Below are 16,876 nucleotides of genomic sequence, written 5' to 3' on the forward strand. Positions count from 1 at the left end.
TATTTTTCCATTCCCGAGACAAGGACATCTTCGATGAGCAAGGACAATCCGACCCAGGCGTACTTTGACGCCGAAATGCGTTACCTGCGCGAAGCGGCGAAGGAGTTCGCGAGCCAGTTCCCCGACCGCGCCGCAATGTTGAATCTGGATAAAACCGGGGCGCGGGATCCGAGCGTCGAGCACCTGTTTCAAGGCTTCGCCTTTCTAATGGGGCGAATGCGCGAGAAGCTGGACGACGACTTTCCGGAGTTGAGTGAAGGGCTGGTCGACATGGTACGGCCGGAATGCTTGCGCATGGTTCCTTCGCTGTCGGTCGTCGAGCTTGCGCCAGACGTCAACAAGATGAAGGACTGCCAGACGATCCACAAAGGGTTCGAAGTGCGCTCCAAGCCCGTCGGCCCACTCGGGACGCGCTGCCGCTACACCACGACCCAGGACCTGGCGCTGCGCGCGCTGGCGCTCGATGCCGTCAAGGTAGGGCAGGCGCCCGATGGCTGCTCGACCATCACCCTGCGTTTTTCGCGAGGCAGACTGATGCAATGGGACTGCATCGACCTCCAGAACATACCGCTTTACCTCGATGGCAGCGAGGCTGTTGCAACCGCTCTGCATCATGCGCTGTCGTTGAACTCACCGCAGATCTACCTGCGTCGGGAGGGGGCGGAGCGCGAATTGCACGACGTGTATTTCGCGGTGAAGGGCTTTAGCGAGGACGACCGGCTCTGGCCTCGGGGTGACAGTCAGGACGGCGACCATCAGCTATGGCTGGAGTATTTCAGCTTTCCCGAAAAATTCATGTTTCTGAGGCTCAAGGGGCTGGAGCAGGTGACGTTCGAGCCTTCTATGCCGTGGTTCGAGCTTGAGGTGATCCTGCACAAACCCTGGCCCCGTTCGTTAGCCCTCAGTCACGAGAACGTTCGCCTCCATGCCGTGCCGGTCATTAATGCATTTGCCCTGGAAGTGCCCCCTCTGACGCTCGACCCTTTGCAGAGCGAATATCTGCTGCGACCGATGGATAAGGATGGCGGGCACGTTGAAATCTACTCGGTGGACAGCGTCATTGCGGCCAAGAGTTCCGCGCGGCACAAATACGTGCCCTTCAGCCGTTTCCAGCACAAGGGCGGGATGTTGCCGAATCAGACGCCTGGGCACTATTACCATACCCGGCTCAAGCGCGCGCCGAGCGGCGCGTATGACACGTGGCTGATCCTGGGCGGAGACGGCTTCGAGCTCGACCGCTCGAAACAGGCGCAGACCCTGTCGTTGAAGTTGACGGGCACCAACGGTCACACCTCGCGAATGGCATTGACCAAAACCGTGCTGGACGAGCGCGGGCATTCGCATGAAGCGCAGTTCACGGTGCGCAATCTGTGCGCGCCGACCATGCCGTTCTACCCGCCTGACAAGGATCGTTTTCATTGGCAGGTGCTCAGTCACCTTGGGCCGAATTTCCTGCCAATGCTAGACAGTGCCGAAGTCTTGAGGAACACGCTGGCACTCTATGACTGGACCGGTGATGAGCGGAACCGGCACCGGCTACAGGGGATCGTCGAGGTAAAACATCACCTGCTCCAACGCTTCGAGAAAGGGTTTCTGCTGCGCGGTGTGGACATTGAAGTCACGCTGGATGGCAGCCGTTTTGCGGGGGAGGGCGATATGGTTCTGTTTGGTCTATTGCTCAACCATTTCTTTGCGCAGTACGCCGATATCCATCTGTTCAACCAACTGACGCTGGTCATGCTTCCCGAGAAGAAGTGCCTGCGATGGGAAGAAAATCACAGCCAGCGCGTGCCCGGATGAGCGCCGCGCAAAACCCGGACGCTTAAAGGTTCAAGGCACAGCGAAGTGCAGCACCAGTTGCACGATGCCCATCAGCATCAGCGCGAAGATCGCGGTGAAGGCAATGCCCATGATCACGAAGTGCGACGGCTTGCCGTGGGTGAAGTCCCGCGCGCGGTTCTTGTGGCTCTGCACGCCGAAGGCAGCGGCCATGACGCTGTGCAGCATCTGCCAGAAGGTCGGGGGCTTGTTGTCTTCGGGGCGTTGCGGGGCGTTGTCCATGTTCTCTCCAGCGCCTGGGAGGTGCTGAAGAAATGATAGTCGCAAATCAGAGGTGGATCTGCGTCGTGGCGCGATGATCGTTCCCACGCTCGGCGTGGTAACGCTGCGATTGACGCTCCGCGTCAGAAGGGACGCGGAGCGTCCTGCCAGGCATTCCCACGCTGGAGCGTGGGAACGATCATGATAGGGAGCAGCACGGCTTGCCGGCGGTAGCGATCTCGAATGCGTCACCGCCGGGACGCTGCATTCGTCGGCAAGCTGTCCTCCCACGCCTGCGGCAGAAACCGTCCGGGGTCTAGCTGTCGAACTTCACTCGTCATACCCCAGATTCGGCGCCAGCCAGCGTTCGGTCACGCGCATTTCCTGGCCTTTGCGGGCGTTGTAGCTTTCCACCTGGTCCTTGTCGACCTTGCCCACGGCGAAATACTGCGCCTGCGGGTGGGCGAAGTACCAGCCGCTGACGGCGGCGGCCGGAAACATCGCGTAGTGCTCGGTCAGGAACACGCCGCTGACACCGGGCTTGCCGTCGCCTTGCGCCGGATCCAGCAGGTCGAACAGCACGCCTTTCTCGGTGTGATCCGGGCAGGCCGGGTAGCCGGGGGCAGGGCGGATTCCCGCGTATTTCTCCTTGATCAGGTCTTCGTTGTCCAGTTGCTCGTCGGTGGCGTAACCCCAGTACTCTTTACGCACTTGCTGGTGCAGCCATTCGGCGCAGGCTTCGGCCAGACGGTCGGCCAGGGCCTTGACCATGATCGCGTTGTAATCGTCGCCCTTGTCCTGATACGCCTTGGACACTTCTTCGGCGCCGATACCGGCGGTGGTGATGAAGCCCCCCACGTAGTCGGTCACGCCGCTGTCTTTGGGTGCCACGAAGTCCGCCAGCGAGAAGTTCGGCTTGCCGTCGGTCTTGATGATCTGCTGGCGCAGGTGATGCAGTTTCGCCAACGGCTGACCGTTATCGTCCAGCAACTGGATGTCGTCATGATCAACCTGATTCGCCGGCCAGAAACCGAACACGGCACGGCTGCGGATCAGCTTCTCGTCGATCAGCTTGCGCAGCAGTTCCTGAGCGTCCTTGAACAGCGAGGTGGCTGCCTCACCGACGACTTCATCGGTCAGGATGCGCGGGTATTTGCCGGCCAGGTCCCAGGAGATGAAGAAAGGCGTCCAGTCGATATAGTCGACCAGTACGTTCAGATCGATGTCTTCCAGCACTTTCACGCCAGTGAACGTCGGTTTGGCCGGCGCATAGCCCGCCCAGTCGAATTGCGGCTTCTTGGCGATGGCGGCGCTGTAGCTCAGGCGCTCGGTACGGGCGCTGCGGGCCGAAGTCCGTTCGCGCACTTCGACGTACTCGGCGCGGGTTTTCTCGATGAAACCGGCTTTCAGTTCCCTGGACAGCAACTGGGTCGCCACGCCCACGGCGCGGGAGGCGTCGGTCACGTAGATCACCGCATCGTTGCTGTACTTGGGCTCGATCTTCACCGCCGTATGCGCTTTCGACGTTGTCGCCCCGCCGATCATCAACGGCAGGCTGAAGTTCTGGCGCTGCATCTCGCGGGCAACGTGGACCATTTCGTCCAGCGACGGGGTGATCAGGCCGGACAGGCCGATGATGTCGCACTTCTGCTCTTTGGCGACCTGCAGGATCTTCTCCGCCGGCACCATGACGCCGAGGTCGACGATGTCGTAACCGTTACAACCCAGTACCACGCCGACGATGTTCTTGCCGATGTCGTGAACGTCGCCCTTGACCGTGGCCATCAGGATCTTGCCCTTGGCTTCCGGCTTGTCGCCTTTTTCCGCTTCGATGAACGGAATCAGGTGCGCAACGGCCTGTTTCATCACGCGGGCGGATTTCACCACCTGCGGCAGGAACATCTTGCCCGAACCGAACAGGTCGCCGACCACGTTCATGCCGGCCATCAGCGGCCCTTCGATCACTTCGATAGGGCGCGCGAACGACTGGCGCGACAATTCGGTGTCTTCGACGATGTGGGTGGTGATGCCCTTGACCAGCGCGTGCTTGAGGCGCTCGTTGACCTCCCAGCCGCGCCACTCTTCGGTTTCCGCTTCCTTGACCGAGCCGTCGCCCTTGAACTCGTCCGCAATGGCCAGCAGCTTTTCAGTGCCCTCGTCGCTGCGGTTCAGAACCACGTCTTCCACGGCTTCGCGCAGCTTGGCCGGGATCTCGTCGTAGATCTCCAGTTGGCCTGCGTTGACGATACCCATGGTCAGACCGGCGCGGATCGCGTGCAGCAGGAACACCGAGTGGATCGCTTCGCGCACCGGGTTGTTGCCACGGAACGAGAACGACACGTTGGACACGCCCCCGGATGTCAGCGCATAGGGCAGTTCGTCACGGATATAGGCGCAGGCGTTGATGAAGTCGACCGCGTAGTTGTTGTGCTCCTCGATGCCGGTGGCGATGGCGAAGATGTTCGGGTCGAAGATGATGTCCTCCGGCGGGAAGCCGACTTCGTTGACCAGAATGTCGTAGGAGCGTTTGCAGATTTCTTTCTTGCGCGCTTCGGTGTCGGCCTGACCGGCTTCGTCGAAGGCCATGACCACCACGGCGGCGCCATAGCGCTTGCACAGTCTGGCGTGGTGAATGAACTGCTCGACGCCTTCCTTCATGCTGATCGAGTTGACGATGCCCTTGCCCTGAATGCACTTGAGGCCGGCTTCGATGACTTCCCATTTCGAGGAGTCGATCATGATCGGCACGCGGGAGATGTCCGGTTCACCGGCAATCAGGTTGAGGAAGGTCACCATGGCCTTCTTCGAGTCCAGCATGCCTTCGTCCATGTTGATGTCGATCACCTGAGCGCCGGCTTCGACCTGCTGCAGGGCGACTTCAAGGGCTTCGGTGTAGTTGTCTTCACGGATCAGGCGGGCGAAGCGGGCGGAACCGGTGATGTTGGTGCGCTCGCCGACGTTGACGAACAGCGAGTTGCGATCGATGGTGAACGGCTCAAGGCCCGAGAGGCGACAGGCTTTCGGGATGTCTGGAATCACCCGCGGCGCGTAACCGGCCACGGCGCTGGCGATGGCCTTGATGTGCGCAGGCGTGGTGCCGCAGCAACCGCCGACGATGTTCAGAAAGCCACTTTGGGCGAATTCTTCGATGACGGCTGCGGTCTGGTTGGGCGCCTCGTCGTATTCGCCGAATTCGTTCGGCAGACCGGCGTTGGGGTGGGCGGAAACGTGCGTCTGCGCCTTGTTCGCCAGCTCTTCCAGATAGGGGCGCAGTTCACTGGCGCCCAGGGCGCAGTTCAGGCCGACGGAAATCGGATTGGCGTGGCGCACCGAGTTCCAGAACGCTTCGGTGGTCTGGCCGGAGAGGGTGCGGCCCGACGCGTCGGTGATGGTGCCGGAAATCATGATCGGCAGCTCGAAGCCCAGTTCTTCGTAAACACCCTGCACGGCGAAGATCGCCGCTTTGGCGTTCAAGGTGTCGAAGATGGTCTCGATGAGGATCATGTCCGCACCGCCTTCGATCAGGCCTTTGGTGGCTTCGGTGTAGTTTTCCACCAGTTCGTCGAAGGTGACGTTGCGATAGCCGGGGTTGTTCACGTCCGGCGACAGTGAGCAGGTGCGGCTGGTCGGGCCGAGCACGCCAGCGACGAAGCGCGGCTTGTCCGGGGTTTCGAGGGTCTTGGCATCGGCGACCTTACGGGCCAGGCGCGCGCCTTCCACGTTCAGTTCGTAGACCAGCGCTTCCATGCCGTAGTCGGCCTGGGACACCTGGGTGGCGTTGAACGTGTTGGTCTCGAGAATGTCGGCGCCGGCGTCCAGGTATTCTTTCTCGATCGCGCCGATGACATCGGGGCGGGTCAGAATCAGCAGGTCGTTGTTGCCTTTGACGTCGCTCGGCCAGTCGGCGAAGCGTTTGCCGCGGTAGTCTTCTTCCTCCAGACGATAGCTCTGGATCATGGTGCCCATGCCGCCATCGAGAATCAGGATCCGCTCTTTGAGAGCCTGCTTGAGTGCTTTAAGACGCGCGCTGCGATCTGACATAGGGGTATCCGAGCAAAGAAGTACAAGAAAAGTGACGCTGAAAGGTGCGAAATAATAGCAAACCTGTACCGTTTTAAACCGTTACGGGATTTACATGAATTCTGCTCATGTTGAAGGCCGCTCGCCACAGGTAGAATCGCCCCGGATTCTTTATTTTCAGGACGCCCGTTCCATGTTGCATCGCTTGTTCGCCATTGCATTGGCCTTGTTGTTTTGCGGTGCAGCGTTCGCGCAATCACCTCCACCGCAACCTGATCTCGCGCATCCGGCCATTTCCTATAGCCGGGACATTCAGCCGATCTTCACCGAGAAGTGCGTGGCCTGCCATGCCTGCAACGATGCGGCCTGCCAGTTGAACCTGGGCAGTGGCGAAGGCGCGTTGCGCGGTGCGTCGAAAGTGCCGGTCTATCAGGGCGATCGCAGCAAGGCGGTCGCGCCGTCACGGATCTTTTATGACGCCCAAGGCCCTGAAGCCTGGCGTCGAAAGGGCTTTTATTCGGTGCTCGACGGCCAGAGCAATCAGGCTGCGCTGATGGCAAAGATGCTCGAATTCTCCCACAGCACGCCACTGGTGCCCAACGCCAAGCTGCCGGATAACATCATCCTGGGGCTCAATCGCGAGAACATGTGCCCGTTGCCGCAGGAGTTCGACGGCTACGCCCAGTCTCACCCCGGCCAAGGCATGCCGCTGGCGGTTACCGGCCTGACCGATGCCCAGTACAACACCCTGCAAAGCTGGCTGGCGGCGGGAGCCCCTGTGGAGCAGACGCCGTTGCAGCCAAGCACGGCCGAGGCTGCGCAGATCGGCGAATGGGAAAACCTGCTCAACCGCCCCGGTTCAACCGAGGCGCTGGTCGGCCGCTGGCTCTACGAGCACCTGTTTCTGGCGCACATCTACTTCACCGGTGGCGAGCCAGGGCATTTCTTCCAGTGGGTGCGCTCGCGGACCCCGAGCGGGACGCCGGTCGATCTGATCGCCACGCGGCGCCCGGACGACGACCCCGGCACCACCTTTTATTACCGCCTGATGCCGGTACAGGGCGTCATTGTCCACAAGACCCACATCACCTATCCGATGGGCCCGCAGAAGCTGGCGCGGGTCAAGCAACTGTTCTATAGCGGCAACTGGCACGCCACCGAATTGCCCGGCTACAGCCCGCAGCGCCGGGCGAACCCCTTCGATACGTTCAGGGAAATTCCGGCAGTGGCCCGCTACCAGTTCATGCTGGATAACGCCGAATATTTCGTCAGAACCTTCATTCGCGGGCCCGTGTGTCGCGGCGAAATCGCCACGGATGTGATCCGCGATCATTTCTGGGCGCTGTTCCAGGAACCGGCCCACGACCGATATATCACCGACGCCGCTTATCGCGCCAAGGCCACGCCGCTGCTGGCCATGCCGGGGCAGAACGACGACGTCGGCAGTGTCCTGAGCCTGTGGCATGACTACCGTGACAAGCGCAACGAATACGAAGACTTGCGCAGCGACGCCTACGCCAGCATGCCGCCACCGGGTTGGGCGACGCTGTGGGCGGGCAATGACAACGCGCTGCTGACCATCTTCCGCCACTTCGACAGCGCGTCGGTGAACAAGGGCCTGATCGGCGATCTGCCGAATTCGGTCTGGCTGTTCGACTACCCGCTGCTGGAGCGCACGTATTACCAGTTGGCGGTGAATTTCGACGTCTATGGCAACGTTTCGCATCAGGTGCAGACGCGGCTGTATTTCGACCTGATTCGCAACGGCGCCGAAGTCAACTTCCTGCGCCTGATGCCGGCGGACAAGCGTGACGACATTCTCGGCAGTTGGTACCAGAACAGCGGCAAGGTGAAGATGTGGCTGGATTATCAGGCCATCGACAACGACACCCCAACCGGCATGAAACTGGACGAGAAGGACCCCAAGCGCGACTTCGAGCGCAAGCTGATCGAGCGCGCCGGGACGCTCAATGTCGCGCCGGATCCGATCAATCGTTGCAGCGCAGCGTATTGCTCACGTCAGGGTATCGGACCGGTGTTCAGCGATGTCGAACAGTCGCTGAGTCGTCTGGTGTCGCGTCCAGCCGCTGGATTGCGGGTCATCGACCAGTTGCCGGAAGCGACCATGCTGCGCATTCAGGATGGCAGCGGCAAACGGATCGTCTACAGCATGCTGCGCAATCGTGCCCACAGTAACGTGGCGTTTTTGCTCGGCGAGGCTTATCGCTACCAGCCGGGGCTGGACAGCCTGACGATTTATCCGGGCGTGCTCAGCAGCTACCCCAACTTCATGTTCAATGTCCCGGCCAATGAAGTCAGCGCGTTCGTCGATGCGATGGAGCAGGCCCACGATCACAAAGAGGCATTCGAGAAGATCGTCGAGCGCTGGGGCGTGCGTCGCAGCAATCCGCAGTTCTGGACGTATTTCCATGACCTGGACCACTACATTCAGGAGACCGCGCCGCAGGAGGCAGGCGTGCTGGATATGAATCGGTACGAGAATCTGTGATGGGGCCGTTGTCGCCGTCGTACTGACCCCGCACGATTATTTCGGGAGCCAGCTAGCTGGCGAATGCGTAAGGTCTGTCACATTGACCTGACCCACCGCAATCGCGGGCAAGCGCGCTCCTACAATGTTTTGGCTCACTTCAGAAGCCCGGCAGGCCACAAGCTGCGGTATTGCAGGACACGCCGAACGGCGTCTGCCCGGAGGGCGTGGGAGCCACCGGGGTGGCGCTCCACCTTGTCGGCGATCTGGCGCGCAGCGGCAGCAAAACCTGTGCATGCGGTGTGCCTGATGCACGGAGGTGGATGATCTTACTGCCGGAGCCCGGCAGATCGCCGACAAGTCTGGCTCCCACGCCCTCCGGGCAGAAGCGGGATTGCGGTGTGGTTCGAGCTTTTGATTCCGGCCGAAGGTTGTGGGAGTCGGCTTGCTGGCGAAGGCGTTGCGTCTGACACATCCGTGTTGCTAACACCGTATTTGCCATCAAGTTGGCTCCCACCTTTTTTTGTACCGGCAGTCACTCCCGTTTCGTCCCGCAGTCACTGGCTGAAGGCTTAAAACCCTTATAAAACATGGCCTGCAGCCATTATGCAGCCCGTCAGACCCGCCGAACCTTTTTGCACTTCCTCAAGTCGGACCCTGTGAGTCGTCCCCTGAAGCGTGACCTTTTCGAGGTCCTGGATCGTGGGTCAAACCCGAGTAAGCAAGAGGTTGCAGATGTTGATTTCGGTTCAAGCCCTGCGGGCACTCGCCGCGTGGGCCGTTGTGTGTCACCACTTCATGCAGATTTTTTTCGACTTCCACCCCAGCGGCCCGATCGGCCGTTTTTTTACCGAAAAAGGCGCCGTGGGCGTCGATATCTTCTTCGTCATCAGCGGTCTGGTGATTTACCTCTCGACGGTCGACAAAGACATGCCGGCCAGCCGGTTCATGCTCAATCGCATCATCCGCATCGTCCCCGCCTATTGGCTTTACACCCTGGTGATGGGGCTGCTGGTGGTCGTCGCCCATCCGCTGTTGCCCCACCAAGTGGTGGACTGGCAGAGCTTCATGCTTTCGCTGATGTTCATTCCATCCGAGAACCCGGGTGGCTATGGCCTGTACCCGACGCTCAACGTCGGCTGGACCTTGAATTACGAAATGTTTTTCTATGTGCTGTTTTCCATGGTGTTCCTGTTCCAGCAGCGCCTGCGTCCGTTGATCATTGCCGCCGCGCTGTTCGCCGTGACCGACGTTTTGGGACGTACCGGTTTGATCAGTCGTTTCTATGCCAACGATATCGTTTATGAATTCCTGCTTGGCATCGGTATCGGGGTAATCTACCGCCGCGGCTGGATTACAGAGCGCCTGTGGTTGCCATTGTTGGCCATCGGCGGCGCGTTGCTGACCATCAAACAGCTGCCGCCGGACCTGCGCATCGTCAACTGGGGTCTGCCCAGCGCGGTGATTGTGGTGGCGTGCATTTCGCTGGAACCGTACATGCGTGGCAGCCGCCTCTTGAAAACCATGGGTGACTGCTCCTATTCGGTGTATCTGCTGCATGTGCTGGTGTTGTACGGCGGCTGGCTGGCGACCGAGCGATATGGCCTGAACCCGTATGCAGCCTTCGCGATCTGCGTTCCGGTCATCGCCCTGGGCGCGTGGTTGAGCTACGAATGGATCGAGAAGGGCCTGTATCGCCGAATGAAAGGCTGGCTGGACAATAGAAGGGCTGCCAAGGAAGCGGTTGTGTCCTGAATCCTCTTTTGGCGGGCTATTACCCGACCGATTTACTAGGACTTTGTCAGTTGCTGTGGAATGGCGTAAACTCCGCCCCACGTCTGCGAGGAATTTTCATGACCGCTATTACTATTACCGATGCCGCCCACGATTACCTGGCCGATCTGCTGCAAAAGCAGAACACCCCCGGCATCGGCATCCGCGTGTTTATTACCCAGCCTGGCACCCAATACGCTGAAACCTGCATTGCTTACTGCAAGCCGGGCGAAGAAAAGCCGGAAGACAAGGCCATCGGCCTGAAGAGCTTCACGGCCTGGATCGACTCCTTCAGCGAGGCGTTCCTGGATGACGCGGTGGTCGATTACGCCACCGACCGCATGGGCGGTCAGCTCACCATCAAGGCGCCGAACGCCAAAGTGCCGATGGTCAATGCCGACAGTCCGATCAACGAGCGTATCAATTACTACCTGCAGACCGAGATCAATCCCGGCCTGGCGAGCCACGGCGGTCAGGTCACGCTGATCGATGTGGTCGAGGAAGATGAGGCGAACATCGCCGTTCTGCAATTTGGTGGCGGTTGTCAGGGTTGCGGTCAGGCTGACGTGACGCTGAAGGAAGGCATCGAGCGTACGCTGCTTGAGCGCATTCCAGAGCTGTCCGGCGTGCGTGATGTGACGGACCATACTCAGAAAGAGAACGCGTACTACTGAGCAGCGTTTTTGCCTGAAACGAAAAGCCCCGACTGGTTCGGGGCTTTTTGTTGTGCCGGATTTGGTGTTTGTGGGTATCCGTTTGATCGTTCCCACGCGGAGCGTGGGAACGATCAGCATCCCAGCGCAGCGAAACCCATCAGGGCCTGAACACATGCGCATGTCCGGCGCGGTACAGGGACGAGTCGCTGAACACATCATTCCCCAGCACCCGGCCCACAAGGATCAGCGCAGTCCGTCTGAAACCCTTGGCACGAACCTTGTCCTCGATATCCGCCAGTGTCCCGACCACCCAGTCCTGATCCGGCCAACTGGCACGATGCACCACCGCAATCGGGCAATCCAGGCCGTAATGCGGCGTCAGTTCGGCGACGATTTTCCCCAGGTTGTTGACCCCCAGATGAATCGCCATCGTCGCCTTGTGCCGCGCCAGCTCACCAAGCTCTTCGCCTGCCGGCATGGCCGTCTTGTCGGCATAACGGGTCAGAATCACGCTCTGGGAAATGTCGGGCAACGTCAGCTCGGCGCCGAGCAACGCGGCACACGCGGCCGTCGCGGTGACCCCCGGAATGATCTCGAACGGGATGCCCAGTTCACGCAGGCAGCGGATCTGCTCGCCGATCGCACCATACAGGCTCGGATCCCCGGAGTGCACGCGGGCCACGTCCTGGCCGTTTGCATGAGCGGATTTCATCAAGGCGATGATCTGTTCCAGGTGCAGTTCAGCGCTGTTGATCACTTCAAGCGCCTTATGCCCCTCAAGAACGGCCTCCGGCACGAGCGATCCGGCATAGATGATCACCGGACAGCTGCGGATCAGGCGCTGGCCCTTGACGGTGATCAGGTCGGGATCGCCGGGGCCTGCGCCGATGAAGAAAACGGTCATTGGAGCTCCAAAAAAAAAAAGGACTGCACGACTGTAGGAGCGCGCTTGCCCGCGATGACGATATATCTATAAAAGCCAGGCCGTCTGACACGACGCCATCGCGGGCAAGCGCGCTCCTACAGGAGAGGCAGCACAGGGCTGGCCAGGGCGAACGTGGCTCGGGAGTTGGCGCGACGTTCAATCAGCAGCCTCGAATCTTTACCCGAGAGGCGCGATGCCATCGCCAGCGCCGCGCTTTCCGCCACGCCGTAACACCCGGTGTGGTCGAAGGCGATCTGCGATCGATGGGTCAATCGTGCTTCGAAGCCTGCCAACTGATCGGCGCTGAAAAAACCAAGCGGCAGTTGCAGTCGTTGTGCGACCTCCAGCAGACCGGCTTCGTCCGATTTGCTGTCGATAGAGGCCAGAGCGCTGATGTCGGACAGCGCCAGTTGACGCTCGAGCAGGCACACCTCGATCAAATCCGACAACACCGACGCGGGGCAGCCACGTTGGCAGCCCAGACCGATCACCAGGACCGGTCGCTTGCCTGCTTCAGTCATACGGCGTGGTTCAGGCCATGCTCAGCGGATTGCCCTTCGTGACGACGGAACAGCCAGGCGCTGATCAGGCCCATCGCGATCCAGAACACGGCGTTGGTCAACTGCGAGGCGATCTTGAACTGAGCTTCCAGCGCCTCGGGCGCCAGGGCCGAGTGCACTGCCGGTTGCGGCGCGCCGACGATGTGCGGGATCACCAGAACCACCGCGCCCAGCACTTTGAGCAGCCCGTGACGCGCGAACACAATCAGCGCCAGCCCAACAGCCGTGGAGGCGGCGGTACTGGCCCACCAGATCTGCCGTTGGGTCAGATCGGCCGCTGCGGTGCCCGGCAGTTCAGGCGGCAGACCCAGGGTCGGCGCGAGGACGAATACCGCATAACCGGCCAGACCCCACAGGGCGCCCTGGCGGATGCTATTGGGCGAGCGCAGGGTGTAGAGCGCTGCCAGCATCAGGGAAAAACCGACCGCGACCACCAGGTTGCCTCCCGTGGTGGACAGCACGCGCTGCCAGCCGTCTTCGGGCTCCCAGGCTTGTTCGTCATGGACATGCCCGGCCATGGCGCTTTCGGCATGTTCATGCTCGTGAGCGGCCGGGGCTTTTTCATAGGTTTCGGCCTGCAGGATCAGCGGCGCGACCCAGAAGCTTTGCAGCAGGGTCAGCAGCAGGGCTGCGAGCAGTCCGGTGAAACCGGCCGTTTGAGCGATTCGCTTGAACATGTCGGCAGGTCTCAGTGGCAAGGGAAAGCAGAACTGTGACGGGTGTCGTGCGCGGCGTTGTGCACCGCGTCGATGTGCGAGAAACCAGCGAAATAAACCAGGCAGGCGCCAAGAATCATCGCACTGATCGCTGCGGTGAGTCGTTGGGTCTGGGTGTTGACGTTGCTGGATGTCTGGCTGGTGGTGCTGATCGACATGGCGCTTCCCTCTGAAGTGTCAGCGGACGGGAAGGCGCAGGCAAACCACTGACGAGCGTCAGCAGTCAACTCAACAGCGCCCGCCCACCGCGGGTTTGTTATGTGTCGTTGTCGGGCCGGTCTCCGGGCTTGCGAGGGACACATGCAACCACACATGCCTACAAGAATCGCCTTCCCATATCGCTGACCGACACAGTGGATCTGACTCTTCACTCGCTTACCGTTGCGGGGGCAGCGCCGGACTTGCACACACCTAGAGGTCTGTACGCACCGGTTTCCCGTTTCACCCTGTGAAAGGCACCCGTAACAAGGCGTGTAGGAGACCACGACCTCAGGCGGCCGTCAATCTGCCGAGTGGCAACTCTGTACGCCCCCGTATCGAACAACGATAGCCAAGGCTGTGATTAACGACCTGTCTGCGCCGATAACGACAAACTGTCCTGCGGTCACTTGCATGCCCGGATATATCGAATATAACTATAGCCATATCGATTATCGATACAGGTGAATCTTGAAATCCACGCCCGATCTCTACAGTTGCCTCTGGCAAGAACGCTCCGCGGCGCCGTCCTTCGCCTCGATCCTCCCGACACGGGCCCGTTGCGTGGTGATCGGTGCGGGCTATACCGGCTTGTCCACGGCGCTTGAGCTATCAGCCAGGTCAGGTGGAGGTGAGGAAGTCGTGGTGCTCGATGCCATGAACATCGGTGATGGTGCCTCGGGCCGCAACGGTGGGCAGGTGATTCCCGGCCTGAAATTGAACCCCGATGAACTGGAACAGCGCTTCGGTCAGCAAAAAGGCGCGGTGCTGGCAGATCTGGTGGGCGGGGCTGCAACCCATGTATTCAACCTGATTCAACGTCTGGGGATCGAGTGTGGTGCGCGTCAGGACGGCTGGATCCAGGCCGCTCATCACGAAGCGGCTCTTGATGGATTGCTTGATCGCGCCATTCAATGGCAATCCCGTGGCGCCGACGTGCAAATGCTCGACGCCGCCCAGACCACCAGACTGCTGGGCACGCCAATCTATAGAGGCGCCTTGCTGGATCGACGGGCGGGCCAGTTGCAGCCTTACGAGTACGTCCACGGCCTGGCTGCGGCGGCACGTCAGCGCGGGGTACGAATCTTTGAGCAATGCGCAGCCCTGCAATTGCGCCGTAACGAAAGCGGCTGGACCGTCAGCACCGCCACTGGCGAGATTCGCGCGCAGCAGGTGGTCATTGCCACCAATGCCTATTCGTCGCCGTTACTGCCAGCATTGCCGCACACCTACGTTACCTTGTGGAGCTTGCAGGCGGCCACCGCGCCGCTGTCTTCCGAACTGCTGGAACAGGTGTTGCCGGGGGGGCTGCCGGTTTCCGATACGTTCCGGGTGTTGCGGTACTTTCGTCGCACTACGGACGGCCGTTTCGTGCTGGGCACCCGTGGCGCGTTTCGCGACGCGCTGAATATCAACGACATGGCGCGGGTGCGGTCCGAGATGCTCGACATTTACCCGATGCTCGAAGGCGTGCCGATCACCCATTGCTGGTGTGGCAGGGTCGCGGTGCCCGCCGCCAGCATCCCGATGCTCAGTCAACCCGAGCCAGGCTTGACGGTCGCGCTGGGGTATTACGGGCGCGGTGTGGCGATGGCGACGCGCATGGGCGCGCTGGTCGCCGATCTGGTCAACGGGTTGCCTGCACACGAGAGTCCCTATCCGGTGACGCCGTTCAAGGCCATGCCCGCCGCGCCCTTGCACCGCAATGTGGCGCGGGTGGCGGCGAACGTCATGCGTTTCCAGGACCTGTTCGAGCGGCGGGTCAGAGGAGTTAAACGATGAGTCGGATTCACGCCGAGGCCAGCGCAGACATGAGCGTGCCCGCCACAACAACGCCACGCCGTTCCCGGGCGAGGGTGTTCGATGCCTTGCTCAACCTGCCGGGCGGGCTGATCACCTGCACGCTGATTTTGTTTGCGCTCGGCCTGCTGCTGTACATGAGCGTGCGGGTCAACGATGGGCAGATCATCGGCTCGGCGTTCAGCTTCGACAACCTGTGGTCAGCGCTGACCGATCCACTGACCCGGCTAGTGCTGCTGCGCTCCATCGTGCTGTCGGCCATTGTCACCATCGCAACGGTGGTGCTGGCGTTTCCAGTGGCGTATTTCCTGGCGTTCAGAGCCGGCCGGTGGCGCCATCTGCTGCTGTTTCTGGTCACGCTGCCGTTCTGGACCAGCTACCTGTTGCGGGTGTTCGCCTGGAAAATCGTGCTGGCTTACAACGGCGTGCTCAATTCAGCGCTGATGCAGCTAGGTGTGATCGATACGCCGCTCAATGGGCTGCTCAACACGCCGTCGACCGTTGTTGTGACCCTCGCTCACGCCTACGCCGCTTTCGCCGTGTTGCCGTTGTACATCTGCCTGCAAGGCCTGCCGAAAAACCTGTTCGAGGCGGCAGCCGATCTTGGCGCCAGACCGTACCAGGGCTTTTTCCGAGTGGTATTGCCGCTGTCGGTGCCGGGCGTGCTCTCGGCGGCGCTGGTGGTGTTCGTGCCCACCGTGGGTGATTACGTAACGCCGGCTCTGGTCGGCGGGCCCAACAGCTCGATGATCGGCACCTTGATCCAGGCGCAGTTCGGCAAGGCCAACGATTGGCCCGCCGGTGCAGCGCTGGCGGTCATAAGCATGATTGCCATCGCGATCGTCGTGGTGGTGGCGCGTTGGATCATCACTCGCTGGAGCACCCGCACATGAGCCGCTACTTCAGTCGCAATTGGTTGTTGGCGTACGTCGCAGCCTACCTGGTGTTCCTGTACCTGCCGACGCTGCTGATTCCGGTGTTTTCGTTCAACGATTCCATCGCGCCGGCATTCCCGCTCAAGGGCTTCACCTTGCAGTGGTATCAAAGCCTGATGGACGACCCGCGCCTGCGCAATGCCGCGCTGAACAGCCTGCTGGTGGCGAGCACTGCAGCAGCGATCGCCACGGCCGCGGGGTGCCTGATTGCCTACGCCGACCTGCGCCGCAGTTCACCGTTGGCTCGCAGTATTTCGCTGCTGGCGCGCCTGCCGATCCTGCTGCCCGGCGTCGTGCTGGGAATCGCGTTGCTGGTGGGGGTCAACCTGGTCGGGCCGGGCCCTTCGCTGGGGGCTATCGTCGTCGGCCATGTGTGTTTCTGCCTGCCAACCACGGTGGTGGTTATGCGCAGCCGCTTTGCGGCGTTTCCCCGCAGCCTCGAAGACGCCGCCATGGATCTGGGCGCAGACGAGTGGACGACGTTTCGCCGGGTGGCCCTGCCACTCGCAATGCCAGGCCTGGTGTCGGCGTTCATGCTGGCGTTCATCACCTCGTTCGACGAGTTCATCGTCGCGTTCTTTCTGGTCGGTACCGAACCCACGTTGCCGATCTATATCTGGAGCCAACTGCGTTTTCCCAAGCAACTGCCGAGCGTGATGGCGCTCGGTACGGTGATCCTCGTGGTCTCCGTGATTCTGGCCGCAATCGCCGAGCATCTGCGTCGTCGCGGCACCCGTTCCTCTGCCAATTCCATAATGAAATAGC

General features: G+C 61.0%; 13 protein-coding genes and 1 riboswitch. Of the genes, 7 read left to right on the plus strand and 6 right to left on the minus strand.

Annotated features, from left to right (window positions below):
• Positions 1 to 33: 33 nt before the first annotated feature.
• Complete coding sequence (tssF, locus tag D3M70_RS14105; protein ID WP_120126360.1) at positions 34 to 1,800, plus strand: type VI secretion system baseplate subunit TssF; 1,767 nt, start codon at positions 34 to 36, stop codon at positions 1,798 to 1,800.
• A 30-nt stretch (positions 1,801 to 1,830) separates the two neighbouring features.
• On the opposite strand, the gene D3M70_RS14110 is transcribed toward tssF, so the two are convergent.
• Both D3M70_RS14110 and metH read right to left on the minus strand, forming a co-directional pair.
• The gene (locus D3M70_RS14110; protein WP_120126361.1) at positions 1,831 to 2,061 is read right to left on the minus strand and encodes a DUF2970 domain-containing protein; all 231 of its coding nucleotides are present in this window, start codon (positions 2,059 to 2,061) and stop codon (positions 1,831 to 1,833) included.
• A gap of 309 nt (positions 2,062 to 2,370) precedes the next feature.
• Positions 2,371 to 6,081: a methionine synthase gene (metH, locus tag D3M70_RS14115; protein ID WP_120126362.1), complete on the minus strand. Its 3,711-nt coding sequence runs from the start codon at positions 6,079 to 6,081 to the stop codon at positions 2,371 to 2,373.
• A 172-nt stretch (positions 6,082 to 6,253) separates the two neighbouring features.
• On the opposite strand from metH, the gene D3M70_RS14120 reads away from it, so the two are divergent.
• The 3 genes from D3M70_RS14120 to nfuA all read left to right on the plus strand — a co-directional run bounded on the left by D3M70_RS14120 (position 6,254) and on the right by nfuA (position 10,995).
• Positions 6,254 to 8,569 (plus strand): fatty acid cis/trans isomerase, encoded by a 2,316-nt coding sequence (locus D3M70_RS14120; RefSeq protein ID WP_120126363.1) that lies wholly within the window; start codon positions 6,254 to 6,256, stop codon positions 8,567 to 8,569.
• Positions 8,570 to 9,283: 714 nt separating this feature from the next.
• Positions 9,284 to 10,303 (plus strand): acyltransferase, encoded by a 1,020-nt coding sequence (locus D3M70_RS14125; RefSeq protein ID WP_120126364.1) that lies wholly within the window; start codon positions 9,284 to 9,286, stop codon positions 10,301 to 10,303.
• A 98-nt stretch (positions 10,304 to 10,401) separates the two neighbouring features.
• Positions 10,402 to 10,995, plus strand: coding sequence for a Fe-S biogenesis protein NfuA (gene nfuA / locus D3M70_RS14130; RefSeq protein WP_120126365.1), 594 nt, complete (start codon positions 10,402 to 10,404; stop codon positions 10,993 to 10,995).
• Between the two features lie 139 nt (positions 10,996 to 11,134).
• Here the strand turns inward: nfuA and cobM are convergent, their stop codons facing one another.
• The 4 genes from cobM to D3M70_RS14150 form a co-directional block, all read right to left on the minus strand.
• Entirely contained in the window at positions 11,135 to 11,881 is a 747-nt protein-coding gene (cobM, locus tag D3M70_RS14135) for a precorrin-4 C(11)-methyltransferase (protein WP_120126366.1), read from the minus strand.
• A gap of 116 nt (positions 11,882 to 11,997) precedes the next feature.
• Positions 11,998 to 12,423, minus strand: a complete 426-nt coding sequence (locus tag D3M70_RS14140; RefSeq protein WP_120126367.1) for a cobalamin biosynthesis protein — start codon at positions 12,421 to 12,423, stop codon at positions 11,998 to 12,000.
• Complete coding sequence (locus D3M70_RS14145; RefSeq protein ID WP_120126368.1) at positions 12,420 to 13,139, minus strand: CbtA family protein; 720 nt, start codon at positions 13,137 to 13,139, stop codon at positions 12,420 to 12,422. Before D3M70_RS14145 ends, D3M70_RS14140 begins: the two co-directional genes overlap by 4 nt.
• 11 nt (positions 13,140 to 13,150) lie before the next feature.
• Entirely contained in the window at positions 13,151 to 13,336 is a 186-nt protein-coding gene (locus D3M70_RS14150; protein WP_120126369.1) for a CbtB-domain containing protein, read from the minus strand.
• A 96-nt stretch (positions 13,337 to 13,432) separates the two neighbouring features.
• Positions 13,433 to 13,656: riboswitch (cobalamin riboswitch) on the minus strand.
• Positions 13,657 to 13,847: 191 nt separating this feature from the next.
• Between D3M70_RS14150 and D3M70_RS14155 the strand changes: the two genes are divergently transcribed.
• The 3 genes from D3M70_RS14155 to D3M70_RS14165 are packed head-to-tail and all read left to right on the plus strand — an operon-like array spanning position 13,848 to position 16,875.
• Entirely contained in the window at positions 13,848 to 15,158 is a 1,311-nt protein-coding gene (locus tag D3M70_RS14155; RefSeq protein WP_165869801.1) for an FAD-binding oxidoreductase, read from the plus strand.
• The gene (locus D3M70_RS14160; protein WP_218568420.1) at positions 15,155 to 16,069 is read left to right on the plus strand and encodes an ABC transporter permease; all 915 of its coding nucleotides are present in this window, start codon (positions 15,155 to 15,157) and stop codon (positions 16,067 to 16,069) included. The genes D3M70_RS14155 and D3M70_RS14160 overlap by 4 nt, the downstream gene beginning before the upstream one ends.
• On the plus strand, positions 16,066 to 16,875 hold the full coding sequence (locus D3M70_RS14165; protein ID WP_120126371.1) for an ABC transporter permease: 810 nt from the start codon (positions 16,066 to 16,068) through the stop codon (positions 16,873 to 16,875). Before D3M70_RS14160 ends, D3M70_RS14165 begins: the two co-directional genes overlap by 4 nt.
• The last annotated feature ends 1 nt before the right edge of the window (position 16,876 follow it).

It is taken from the genome of Pseudomonas sp. LS-2, assembly GCF_003605735.1.
GTDB lineage: Bacteria > Pseudomonadota > Gammaproteobacteria > Pseudomonadales > Pseudomonadaceae > Aquipseudomonas.

Excerpts from the sequence above, each read along its gene's own strand:
- D3M70_RS14110 (WP_120126361.1), bottom strand. The coding sequence starts at position 2,061 with ATGGACAACGCCCCGCAACGCCCCGAAGACAACAAGCCCCCGACCTTC.
- tssF (WP_120126360.1), top strand. The coding sequence starts at position 34 with ATGAGCAAGGACAATCCGACCCAGGCGTACTTTGACGCCGAAATGCGT.
- D3M70_RS14165 (WP_120126371.1), top strand. The coding sequence starts at position 16,066 with ATGAGCCGCTACTTCAGTCGCAATTGGTTGTTGGCGTACGTCGCAGCC.
- cobM (WP_120126366.1), bottom strand. The coding sequence starts at position 11,881 with ATGACCGTTTTCTTCATCGGCGCAGGCCCCGGCGATCCCGACCTGATC.
- D3M70_RS14140 (WP_120126367.1), bottom strand. The coding sequence starts at position 12,423 with ATGACTGAAGCAGGCAAGCGACCGGTCCTGGTGATCGGTCTGGGCTGC.
- nfuA (WP_120126365.1), top strand. The coding sequence starts at position 10,402 with ATGACCGCTATTACTATTACCGATGCCGCCCACGATTACCTGGCCGAT.
- metH (WP_120126362.1), bottom strand. The coding sequence starts at position 6,081 with ATGTCAGATCGCAGCGCGCGTCTTAAAGCACTCAAGCAGGCTCTCAAA.
- D3M70_RS14120 (WP_120126363.1), top strand. The coding sequence starts at position 6,254 with ATGTTGCATCGCTTGTTCGCCATTGCATTGGCCTTGTTGTTTTGCGGT.
- D3M70_RS14145 (WP_120126368.1), bottom strand. The coding sequence starts at position 13,139 with ATGTTCAAGCGAATCGCTCAAACGGCCGGTTTCACCGGACTGCTCGCA.
- D3M70_RS14125 (WP_120126364.1), top strand. The coding sequence starts at position 9,284 with ATGTTGATTTCGGTTCAAGCCCTGCGGGCACTCGCCGCGTGGGCCGTT.
- D3M70_RS14150 (WP_120126369.1), bottom strand. The coding sequence starts at position 13,336 with ATGTCGATCAGCACCACCAGCCAGACATCCAGCAACGTCAACACCCAG.
- D3M70_RS14160 (WP_218568420.1), top strand. The coding sequence starts at position 15,155 with ATGAGTCGGATTCACGCCGAGGCCAGCGCAGACATGAGCGTGCCCGCC.